The organism is Pedobacter foliorum (assembly GCF_013266735.1).
GTDB classification, from domain to species: domain Bacteria; phylum Bacteroidota; class Bacteroidia; order Sphingobacteriales; family Sphingobacteriaceae; genus Pedobacter; species Pedobacter foliorum.
This window is the reverse complement of the sequence record NZ_JABSNU010000005.1, coordinates 393207-405106: the sequence shown is the minus strand read 5'-3', so window position 1 is coordinate 405106 and position 11900 is coordinate 393207. Positions and strand designations below refer to the sequence as shown.

Sequence of the window (11900 nt, the reverse complement as noted above, 5' to 3'; positions counted from 1 at the left end):
CAGATAATCCAGATCTCCTTTTCTCAGTCCTTTTGCTATTTTTCTGCTATCCACAGCATCTGTTTTATGCAGGTGTTCTTTACCGGTGGTAGGTACATCTGCTGGGTGAATGACTTTACACAGTACTCCTCTTTTTTGAAAGGCCCGTTGTATCCAAAAACCACAAAAACCGGCCTCGTAGGCCAACAAGTAGTTTGCATGCTGGTAATTATATTCCAGATAACTACATAACCGCTCCACATCCGGTTCTTGGCTAAAGGACTTCAGTTCGAATTCATCACTTAAAATATGAATTTTCCAGCTTTTATGATGGACATCCATTCCAACATAAATGTTTTGCCCACTGAAGTCCAGGCTTTTGCCTAAAGTTACATTTCCCATGGCTGTTTTTATAATAAATTTACACGTTGAAATTTGCTACTTCAAACATATAAACTGAAATAAATTCAGGATGACGATCGATTAAATAATAACGATCGCTTAAATAATGACAATCGCTTAAATAATGACGACCGTTTATACGATTTTCATTATCACTTTTTTGTATTTTTTCTAATGCTAGCCTCAGTATGACGAACGCTTTAACTTGGCAATGAGATTACTAATATTTAGTAATCTGCGCCTCTATAACCTCGGGATCTGTTGTAATAAAATGGCCTTGTCCTTCTTTTACAATAAGCTTTAATTTACCGCCAAGCTTCTTGTATTGTTGTTCTATAACCTTAGTATGCTCTTTAAACCAGGGATCCAAGCTGCCTGAAACAACTAGCAAGGGTACTTTTGCTTTCGCTATTGGAACAAGTCCTTCTATCAGATTTTTCTTGGTCATTAAACTACGCATCACCGGATTTACAGCATATATGACCGAAACCTTTTCAGGATTTTCCATTGCCCAGGCAAAACATTCTCCAGCGTTTACTCCTGATCCTTCTAACACTGGTTTCTTAGAAAATCCATGATCAATTAACATTTTGTAAATATCATTCCACTGTTCCATTACGGCACCGGATTGTGCAGTAATTGGGGTAATAACAATGTGGTATCCTTTGGCCAGTAAAGCCTGATCTACAAGGGCATTCCTATCCATGCGATCACTTCGAAAAACCCACGGTTTGCCTGGGGCGGGTTTATTAGGTGCAATAATAACCATTGAAGATACACCATAACGACTCTTGCCTTTCACTTCGTACTGCTCATAATAAGGCGTATAGCCGGGACCTCTTGCAGTCATCCACGTGTTTTCTTCTTTCAAATACAGATAGCTATTTTGGGGATTGTAGTAATATGATTTGGTAAAGCTATTGTCTATAAAATCTGGCAATTGTAAAGGATTAGAAGCATTTGCAACATTTGCGACAACCCAATCGACAATAGGAGTTGGATTTTGCAAGCTGTGCGGATGATGGGCTGTACCCTCTTTGACCAGAATAGTCATTCTGCCACCCATTTGTAAATAAATATTTTCAATTGGCAGTGTGTTTTTTTCATACAGAAAATCTTCGGAACCACAGATACTTAATAATGGAACATCATGTTTGGCAAGTTCTGCTATTTTCGCCAGGCTTTCAGGCATGATTGCGGCGTTATCTGCATAAATGCATGATACTTGATCAGGGTGATTTACAGACCATGCATAGGCATTTATAGCCCCCCTGCTCATTCCTCCAAAGGCAGGCTTTTTTGAGAATCCGTGTTCCTTGGTTAAAAAAGCATACCATGCATCCCACTGTCTTCCGGCATCGCAATTGATGTATCCAATAAAAAATCCTTTTTTAAGCAACTCAACTTCAGACTGAGGTTCGTGATCCCAATAAAACCCTCTCCATGACCATGGATTTCCTACCGCTGCAGTTTTTGGCACAACAACTAGACATCGTACCTTTCCTTTTACTTCTGCATTGATACCGAAACCCTCACTTTCAACAGCCTTAAATGGTGTTATTTCCAGACTAAGGGTATCCATTAGGAAATCATAGCGATCAAATCCTCTCCATGTAGTTTTATCGCCTGAAAAGCTCGCTGTAGTCGATTGAGCATATACCGTATTAAAAATTGATGTAGTGATTAGCAATACAGCAATAAGTGCAGTAATTTTTCGCATCTGTAGTTTTATTTGATTATGGTTTGGTAAGCAAATAAAATAAATCTGGTTAATTTTTACTTAATAAACTATTAATCAGAAAAAACTCCATCAATTCATATGGAGATAAAAATTAGTATATATTTGAAAGCACCCATTAGTATGAAGAGACTTTTAGAAATTATATGCTTAATTATCGTTTTTGCGATGTATGGCTGTTCAAGCGAAAGCGTAGATCAGAATTATACCAAAACAGTATATCGCGCTATAAGTAAAGATGATACTGCTACTTTTAGAATAAACCTTACAGACAAGGAGTTTTTTGGGCAACTTGAAATAAACTACCATGGCCTCTATAAAGATTCCGGCGATGTAACCGGAATTGTAAAAGGAGACGAACTAAAGGGGACTTATCGCTTTCAGCATTATGGAGTTGAGGCATGGCACAAAACCCCAATAGCTTTGTTAAAAAAGGATGGCAAGCTTATTATGGGTGAGGGCTCAATGGAAGTTTACATGAACATCCACTATTTCAAAAAGAACAAGCCAATTAATTATCAAAATGTAAAGTTTGTATTTGAAAAGATGCCTTAGATCATTAGCCGTGAATGGCTTCTTTATTACCGAAACTTTGGATGAGTTCACCTTCAAATTCAAGCCATTCTTTCCAGCGTTTATCTACATCAATATCGATGGTATATTTACGGGCAAAGTTCAGGAAAACAGTGTAATGTCCCGCTTCAGATACCATCAGCTCATGATAGAATTTTGCAAGTTCCTGATCTTTTATATTTTGCGACAATACCCTGAAGCGCTCACAACTGCGAGCCTCAATCATTGCCGCAAATAAAAGACGATCGATAAAGGCAGAGTTCCTGCTGCCATCTCTACGACTAAACTTAACTAACCGGCCCACATAATCATCTTTACGTTCACGACCAAGGGTGTAACCGCGCTTCTCAATTATATCAACTACCATTTGAAAATGCTGCATTTCTTCGATAGCAATAGCTGTTAGCTCTTGCACCAAGTCCATGTGCTCGGAATTATTTGCAATTAGCGTAATGGCATTCGTTGCTGCTTTTTGTTCGCACCAGGCATGATCGGTTAAAATCTCCTCTAAATTTGATTCAGCAATGTTTGCCCAACGCGGGTCTGTCAATAATTTTAATCCAAGCATGGTAAATATCTTCTTTGGGCCAAAATTAGCAAAGATTTACTTAGTCTTCGGTACGCTTTTCCAGATCTTTAATACTTACTGTAATCATTTTACCTATTGGCTTGTTGTTGAGGTAAGTTAACACCCGAATATGATCTGCTCCTTTAGGTATAGAAAGTGTGTCGGTATACTTTGGAGAGAAATTATCAGGAAAAGTGTTATCAAAGGTATAATAGATGTCTAGTTTTTTAATCTCGGTGCTTAATGCTATACGAAACGTTTTGTTAACGGAGTCTTTTAAAGGGGTAATTGCGGCATCGTATACGCTTCTTGCATAGTTGATATTTGCCACATCGTACCTTTGAAGGTGACTTTCCATTCTTGAAATAAAGTTGTTCCAGTTTTTAGATTCTTTTGGCGACCAAAATACTTCTGATAAAGCAAACGCACGAGGCCAGGTCATGTATTCTGCGTGTCTATAGCTTGGTACAGATTCAGCCCATAAGTTCCCCTGGCCTCCCAAAACAAAAGATGGATCAGGTATTTCTGCTGGAATTGGATCAAAGTTGTAACAGCTAGACAGGGTAAGCATCGAATAAGTCGGTGGTTCGCCGGCAGGATCACCTTGATAAAGATCAAGGTAGCAATTGTCGGCAGGGGTCATAATTACGTGGTGATTCATTTTTGCAGCTTCTATACCGCCTTTCATTCCTCTCCAGCTCATTACAGTAGCTTCTGGTGCCAATCCACCTTCCAGAATCTCATCCCACCCCATCATTTTTTTGCCTTTAGACTTAACAATGGTTTCCATGCGTTTGATGAAATAACTTTGCAGTTCCTCTGGAGTTTTCAGGTTTTCATCTGTCATTCTTTTCTGGCATTTTTTGCATGTTTTCCAGAAGCCTTTGAAACACTCATCTCCACCAATGTGGATATATTGACCAGGGAAAAGTGCGGCTACTTCGCCTAGTACTTTTTCCATAAATACGAAACTTTGCTCATTGCCTGGGCATAAAGCGTTGTCATCTACCCCGTAAAAGGTATTACCTACGTTTACTTTGAATGGTCCACCAGTACAAGATAGATCTGGATATGCGGCAAGCGCGGCAAGACTATGGCCGGGAACATCTATTTCCGGTAGAACGGTTACAAAACGCTCCTGGGCATATTTAACAACTTCCTTGATATCATTTTGAGTATAATAGCCTCCATAATCGGCTGCTTCATTTGCTCCTTGTGGATCGCGTTTCCACCATAAGCCCATTCTTGATGCACGCCAGGCTCCTACTTCCGTTAGTTTTGGTAGGCTTTTGATTTCTATCCTCCAACCCTGATCGTCGGTTAGGTGCCAGTGAAATACGTTCATTTTGTACTTGGCAAGTTGGTTGATGTATTTCTTAACCACTTCCTTTGGGAAATAGTGTCTGCTTACATCTAACATTAAACCTCTCCAGCCAAATCTTGGATAGTCTGTTATTTTAACGCAGGGTATAGACCATACTTTGTTTTTAATGATTTCTGCACTTTCTATTTCTTTTGGCAGTAGCTGCATTACAGTTTGCATGCCATAAAAAAGGCCGGCAGGCTTGTTTGCCATAACCGTAATTTTGGTTGGCTTAACATCTAGGGTATATCCCTCATCTCCTATCTGCTTATTGTAGGCTTTGTTGATAGCCAATTGGATAGTAGAAGTTCCACCAGCTGTATTACCTAAAGTAAAACCTGTTGGTGCTTTAATCATATCGGCAAACAATTCGGCAATTTCTTTATTTGCAGGGGCCGCAATAAGCTTGGTAGTTTTGTTTAATTTGAAGCTACCAGCAAGCTTTTCGAGCTTTACCGGTTCGGGTATAAGCGCCGGAATAGTTTCTACAGCAAACATTTTTTGGGAGAATAGTAAGCAGAGGGTTAGTGCAGCTATTCTGAAGGGGGTAAAATTCATGTGTTGGTGGTTTTATTTAATTAGGTTTTTGATTATTTGGTTGAATTTTTAAGTATTTCTTTTGCTTTTTCGAGCAGTTCATCTCTGCCCTCAATAGTACCTTTTATTGTTGGTTTTAAAAAATGATCAATTTTCACACCTACCCTTTGTGTTGGGGTCCCATCAGGATAGAATACGCCAATTCCTGAAATCCACGTAGAAATACCTCCGGGCAGAACAATTGTAGACACATCTCCATCTGCACCTGCAGTTGTACTCCCTATTACTTTTACATTCGGTGAACTTTGAAGAGCCATTGTTGTAAATTCCGCTTGGCTCTGCGAAGTCGAATTTACGATTACTACCACTTTACCAGTGTAGGCATCATAAGTTGTTCTGGATCCACTTTCTATTGGTGTGCCATAAATAAATAATCCTGGTTGCGACAGTACCCCCTTTGTGAATTTAACAAAAGGTGTTGAAAATGGTTTAATGTAATTACTGAGAGGATATACCATAAACTCTGAGGGATAACAACGCATGTCGACTATTATACCCTTAGTGTTCTCGAAAAGCTTCTTTATCGCTGGCAGATCACTGATCTTGAATTTACCTGGGAATAAATAACCGAGGTCATTATTCAATAGTTTAAATCCAGGTTCTTCTATCGAAGGATCAGGTTTGGTATTATAGAAGGCATCAATACCTTTAGAAGTCTCAGTTATTTTTTTCCCAGCCCGGTTTAGTCCAATTGTAAAGAGCTCCATATTTCCACGAAGTAAAAACCCCCAGGGCAAATCTCGCAACTGGGTATCATAATTAGAGGCTGGAGTATACGGTAGAAATTCCTTTATCATCTGCTCTAAAGGTTTGCCATTAATACTCGAAATTACATCACCAATTAAAAATTTTTGTTTTACACCTAGGGTATCTGCATAATACCCAGTTACAATCAATTTATTTTCAATAAATTCTGCTTTAAATGGAAGTTTGTATTGTCCTTTAAATATATTTAAGCCTTGGTTATTATTCCAAATATTAGCATGAGTATCATTAATCTTTGCGATTACTTTAAGTGTAGCTAAAACATAAGCATACTTATCTTTGGCATCGACAAAATCCGGAATTGAGGTACTTAGTACTTTATTCCAATTTGTTCCAATTACATCTTTATAAGGAAAGAAATAATTGATCATAGCCCAATAACGATACAAACTAAGTATTCGGTATCCAGCATCGGGATAAACCATATTTCTGTATGATTTCTCATTTTGGAATTTTGGGTTCCCGATGCCCGGCATAAAGGATATGTAATAATGAGTTGATATATTTCCGTTATTTTTTACAGAAAGTAATTTATCAGTTAATGATTTAGATAAAACAGAACCATTAAATAGTTGACCATAATCAGGTTTTATTGCAACAGTCTTAGTGTCAATCTCTTGTTTATTCTCTTTTAATGTAGGTTTAGCTAGTTTATCAAAATGACTTTCTAATACATTACTAAGTTCTACATTATTTGGCGCTTTAATGACTTGAGGTAAAAAACGAAACAGTTCTGCATCCCAATTGTAATCACCTTTAGCAATTGATGGGTGATAATACTTGAGAAACCCCCAAAATTGACCTGCTAGCATCAAATTATTGATAATTTGAGGGTTAGTTTTAAAGGCTGTAATCCCTGATGACTTGCTAAAGGCAGTGTCAAGCTCACCTTTTGCCAATACAACTTGTTTTATAGGTACCTCACTGATCGCTTTTCCATCAATAAAGAGTTGAAAACTATCAAACCATGCCTTTCCCTTACCCACTAGCAAACCGCCAATATGAATTTTCCTAGCCACTTCACTATCGTAAGGTAAAGTTATAGAGTACTCTTTCCAACCTTTAGTACCGCTAAGGCTTTCCTTTCCCATACTTTTAAAGGCCACACCTCCATCTTTATCATCTATACGTATCCACAAACTTGCGTGACCAGAATCCACTATTTCTGTTTTAATATAACCCTTTAGTTGGATGCTTTTACCTGTGAACATTTTTGAAATCACATAATCAATTGCACGATATGTAGATTGGTTACTTAACTTTTGAATGGAGATTGAATGCTTACCTGATTGTTTAACAACTGTATCTAATTGCACAGAGTAACCTAGATTTCCCTGATCTTCAAATGAAAAATCCCAGCCTTCTGGAATTCTACCAGTTGAATCAAGTTTCTCAGCATCGAGATTGTAAGCGGTTTTTTGAGCACAAGATAAAAGAACAAGACTGATGAAAAAGAGCATTAGGTTAGCCTTCATATTTATATCTGGTAAAAAAAACTAATATAGATTATTTACGCTAGATTTAGTTTACAGGCAAACGATTTAGATATTCAAAAACTCAAATCAAAATAATCCCTCTTTTCATGAAAAGACTAGCAATTACGTTACTACTGTTATTGAGTTTCTCCGTTGTTTTTGGACAAAGTTTGGAAGTTAAATATCACCAAGTGGTTTTAGATTTTATTGATTGTATTAAAAATCAAAAGAAGGAAAAGCTGGCTGATAAAGTTCACTTTCCGCTAACGCGCAAATATCCATTACCTGAAATAAAGAATAAGCAAGAGTTTTTAAAGCGATACAACGAAGTTTTTGATGAGCAATTGGTTAAACTAATAGTAAATTCTAAACCAAGTGTCGATTGGTCAGCAGCTGGATGGCGTGGTATTATGCTTCATAGCGGCGATTTATGGCTGTACTACAATGGCCGCCTATTGGGAGTAAACTATATATCAAAAGTGGAGGAGAAACGGAGGTTACAATTAATCAAAGTAGAAAGGAATAGTCTTCATTCTTCCATCAGAACATTTAAGGAACCTGTACAGATAATAGAAACGCCTCAATACAGGATCAGAATTGATGATATGGGTGAGTACAACTATCGCTATACCTCATGGCCACTTAAAAGCAAAATGAGCGATAAGCCTGCCTTAGCTATAGAAAAAGGTACAAAGATACCTGATGGTAGTGGTGGTAGTTATCGTTTTGAGTTCAAAAATGGTGAGTTTACTTACGATTGTGCGATCTTAGCTGATCCAGGGCCGGGAGGCGCGTCTGCCATGCTTACAATTAGTAAGGGCGGTAAAAAGATATTGTTTCAAAAGGCTAAAATTGGAAAGTTTATGTGAAATAAATTGTAATTTTAAGCCTATCAATAATGAATTGCAAAAACAGAATCGGTATTCTTATTCTCTCCTTTGGAGTGCTTATGTTCCTGCTACGCCCCTATCTGGTGTACCAGTTAACCACAGCTGACAAGTACAAAACGAATCCGACATCTATTTCGAGTTTATTGCAGCGACAGTTCAAGAAAAAAGATGATCATCATGAACAGCAAGCAGAGGTAGTTGCAATCAAGGTGCTTGCTCAAAAGACTGCAATTTGTTCTGTCCGTTACCTATTGAATTCCATCTCCCAGATTCTGACCTCTAACCATATTACATGGTATAAGTGGGGATTATATCATTGTTTTCAGCCAGGGGCACCATAACATGCTCCGTTGCCTCCTCGGCATCGGAAGACAATCTGCGTTGTACCTTTTGCTAGGTACTCCTCTGAATCAGATAAATCATGAATTAAACTTATTGATATTTTATGAGAACAATTCTCAAAAAACCATTTCTTTTATTAGCCGCTCTCGGCCTAATTACTGCGCCTGCATTTGCGCAAATAAATAAAGTGAAGCACGTTGTGGTGATCTATATGGAAAACCACAGTTTTGATAATTTGTACGGGCAGTTTCCCGGTGCAGATGGCTTGGAACAGGCCAAATTAGAAAACATCACACAGGTAAATGACGAAGGACAGCCTTATAACACACTACCGCCGATTCCACATAGCAGTGCTTTTCCAACGAACCTACCCAATTCTTATTTCAATATCGACCAATATGTAGCCGCTGACCAGGTTACTCCTGATGTGACACACCGTTTTTATCAGGAGCAATTGCAGATCAATGGAGGTAAAATGAACAGGTATGCGCATTATAACTTTACCAAAGGCTTAGCGATGGGTTATTATCGCACCAAAGATCTACCTCTTTATGATCTTGCCAGAAAATATACCCTGTGTGATCATTTCTTTCATAGCGTTTTCGGCGGTTCATTCCTCAATCACCAATGGCTAATCGCCGCCGCCTCGCCAATGTTCCCTAATGCACCTGCTAGTATCGTAGCGCAAGTGGATGCCAACGGTAAGCTGATCAAAGACGGAACGGTAACGCCAGATGGCTATGCAGTGAACACCATTAATTCAATTAATCTGTATCCAAAAAATGGGAATCCAGATTTTGTACTGCCAAACCAGACAGGTCCAAATATTGGTGACCGGCTGTCGGACAAGGGTATTTCCTGGGCTTGGTACTCAGGTGGCTGGAACAATATTATAGAAGGGAAACCTGCTCCTTCCTTTACTTACCATCATCAGCCTTTTGCCTATTTCAGCCGTTATGCTGAAGGAACAAAGGGTAGAAAAGAACACCTGAAGGATGAGACTGAGTTTTTAGAAGCTGCGAATAAAGGTACTCTGCCTGCGGTTTCTTTTGTTAAGCCTATCGGGTTAGAAAATGAGCATCCGGGTGAATCGACCATTACTGGCGGTGAAAGCCATGCGGTAAAGCTAATTGAGGCGGTGCTGAACGGGCCTAACGGTAAAGACGCTGTTGTTATTCTGACTTATGATGAAAATGGCGGTTTCTGGGATCATATTGCTCCACCTGTAATCGACAAATGGGGACCTGGCACACGTATACCGGCTTTGATTTTCTCTCCTTTTGCAAAGAAAGGTTATGTGGATCATACGATTTATGAAACAGTAAGTATCCTAGCTTTTATTGAAAAAAGATGGGGACTGAAACCACTCAATGACCGTGATAAAAATGCAGACCCGTTAAGCCATGCATTTGAGTTTTAAGGTAATTGCCCTTGCTTTTTCATTAATGGTGGCCGCTACCCTTCTCTCCCTGCGGCAGTCGGAAACGCCTGCAAGTCTGGTTAAGCAGCAATTAATTCGTCGGGCTGATGAATTGTTAAATGCTGTTCAACTGCTGCAGGCGACAAAGACGGATATTGCTCAAAGTCAATTATTGCAACAGCGTTTTCGCGAGGTGCGGCTTGCCTATAAACGACTTGAGTGGGCTACAGAATACTTTGATCCACTCACAGCCAGACAAGTGAATGGGCCACCGGTACCGGAAACTGAATTTAGCGGACTTGTAATCCAACCGAATGGATTACAAGTCATAGAAGGGTATCTTTTTCCGAATTTAGACTGGAAAAAAAAGCATGAACTGAAGGGATTTCTGGATCAGTTAGCGGTTAATGCAGCAGAATTTGGAGAATACTTTCGACGAGCAGACTTGCAGGACTGGCAGATTCTAGATGCGATAAAATTAGAGGTCTTTCGCATAGAGATACTTGGGCTCAATGATTCTGATAATCCACTATCTAAAAGGTGTTTTACCGAGTCAGCCGCAGCGCTGCAAAGCTTACGGGAGGTCGCTGGTTATTACGGTACTGTGCCCGAATTTGATCCGGCCATCATCTATCTGCAGACCCCGACAAGTTTTGATCGCTTTGACCGCACCGCCTTTATTATCCGTTATGCCAACCCACTAACTAAGTCTTTACAGGCACTAAAAACCCAATTAAAATTGCCGGACATTCGCTATAACCGTTTGCTCAATCAGGACGCCACAACGCTGTTTGATGCAAATGCTTTTAACCGCAATGCCTATACCGCCGAACCTGGGGATTCAGCAACTACCGAAAAGATCGTGTTAGGAAAGAAACTGTTCTTCGACCCAGTACTTTCCGGCAATGGCAAACGCAGTTGTGCTTCCTGCCATCAGCCTAATCTGGCCTTTACCGATGGTCTGATTAAGAACAAGGATGTTACAGGCAAAAAGATGATCTCGCGTAATACGCCGACATTAATTAATGCGGCTTTACAGCCTGCCCAATTTTACGACCTACGGGTGCCTTCACTAGAAGAGCAGGCCAGCGATGTGGTACGGAACCGTGATGAAATGCATGGCGACCTGCAAATTGCAATTGGTAAGCTCTGGCCCGACACGAACTACCGCAAACTGTTCAATATTGCCTACCCTAAACAAGGGCGCGCTGTAATTGATACCTTTGAAGTAGCAAATGCGCTGGCAAGTTATGTGCGTAGCTTGACGGCACTGAACAGTCGTTTTGACTCTTATATGCAAGGTGATAAAAGCGCAATGAAAAAGACTGAGTTGGCAGGGTTTAATCTGTTTATGGGTAAGGCACGTTGTGGTACCTGCCATTATTTGCCTTTGTTCAATGGCGCACTGCCGCCACGCTATATGCAAATGGAAGCCGAAGTGATTGGAGTACCGCAAAAAAAGAACGGCAAACACATCGATCCAGATCTGGGCCTTTACAGCATCCAATCTGGTGATTTTAATCGACATGCGTTTAAAACTACTACCGTTCGCAACGCTGCCCGCACTGCGCCATATATGCACAATGGTGTATTCCAAACACTTGAAGAAGTTATTGATTTCTATAATAAAGGCGGCGGTATGGGTACGGGCATTAAAATTGAAAACCAAACCCTAGATGCAGAACCGCTAAACCTAAACAAAAAAGAGAAAACTGAATTGATCGATTTTATCAGGAGTTTAGATAGTAGGTAATATTTGCTTTATTAACTCTTAAAGGGTACTTTTAT

The 11900-nt window shown here is 39.6% G+C and carries 10 protein-coding genes; 5 read left to right on the top strand and 5 right to left on the bottom strand.

All coding sequences use genetic code 11. The annotated features are described in order from the left end of the window. Window positions 1-381: IS110 family transposase (locus HQN83_RS13275; protein ID WP_173090829.1), on the bottom strand; the 381-nt coding region annotated here is incomplete at its 3' end. A 220-nt stretch (window positions 382-601) separates the two neighbouring features. Continuing rightward, window positions 602-2101, bottom strand: coding sequence for an alpha/beta hydrolase (locus HQN83_RS13270; RefSeq protein WP_173090828.1), 1500 nt, complete (start codon window positions 2099-2101; stop codon window positions 602-604). Between the two features lie 141 nt (window positions 2102-2242). On the opposite strand from HQN83_RS13270, the gene HQN83_RS13265 reads away from it, so the two are divergent. After that, entirely contained in the window at window positions 2243-2674 is a 432-nt protein-coding gene (locus HQN83_RS13265; RefSeq protein WP_173090827.1) for a hypothetical protein, read from the top strand. A 4-nt stretch (window positions 2675-2678) separates the two neighbouring features. On the opposite strand, the gene miaE is transcribed toward HQN83_RS13265, so the two are convergent. The 3 genes from miaE to HQN83_RS13250 are packed head-to-tail and all read right to left on the bottom strand — an operon-like array spanning window position 2679 to window position 7460. Further along, window positions 2679-3260 carry a tRNA-(ms[2]io[6]A)-hydroxylase gene (miaE, locus tag HQN83_RS13260; protein ID WP_173090826.1) on the bottom strand — a complete coding sequence of 194 codons (582 nt, stop codon included), beginning with the start codon at window positions 3258-3260 and terminating at the stop codon, window positions 2679-2681. A gap of 40 nt (window positions 3261-3300) precedes the next feature. Next, window positions 3301-5181: a beta-N-acetylhexosaminidase gene (locus HQN83_RS13255; protein WP_173090825.1), complete on the bottom strand. Its 1881-nt coding sequence runs from the start codon at window positions 5179-5181 to the stop codon at window positions 3301-3303. Window positions 5182-5213: 32 nt separating this feature from the next. Next, complete coding sequence (locus HQN83_RS13250; RefSeq protein WP_173090824.1) at window positions 5214-7460, bottom strand: S41 family peptidase; 2247 nt, start codon at window positions 7458-7460, stop codon at window positions 5214-5216. A 107-nt stretch (window positions 7461-7567) separates the two neighbouring features. Here HQN83_RS13250 and HQN83_RS13245 point away from each other — a divergent pair, with 107 nt between their 5' ends. The 4 genes from HQN83_RS13245 (at window position 7568) to HQN83_RS13230 (ending at window position 11865) form a co-directional block, all read left to right on the top strand. Further along, window positions 7568-8329 (top strand): hypothetical protein, encoded by a 762-nt coding sequence (locus HQN83_RS13245; protein ID WP_173090823.1) that lies wholly within the window; start codon window positions 7568-7570, stop codon window positions 8327-8329. Between the two features lie 80 nt (window positions 8330-8409). Beyond that, window positions 8410-8691 (top strand): hypothetical protein, encoded by a 282-nt coding sequence (locus HQN83_RS13240; protein ID WP_173090822.1) that lies wholly within the window; start codon window positions 8410-8412, stop codon window positions 8689-8691. Between the two features lie 104 nt (window positions 8692-8795). Beyond that, window positions 8796-10112, top strand: coding sequence for an alkaline phosphatase family protein (locus tag HQN83_RS13235; RefSeq protein ID WP_173090821.1), 1317 nt, complete (start codon window positions 8796-8798; stop codon window positions 10110-10112). Continuing rightward, complete coding sequence (locus HQN83_RS13230; protein WP_173090820.1) at window positions 10102-11865, top strand: cytochrome c peroxidase; 1764 nt, start codon at window positions 10102-10104, stop codon at window positions 11863-11865. The genes HQN83_RS13235 and HQN83_RS13230 overlap by 11 nt, the downstream gene beginning before the upstream one ends. Window positions 11866-11900 lie beyond the last annotated feature (35 nt).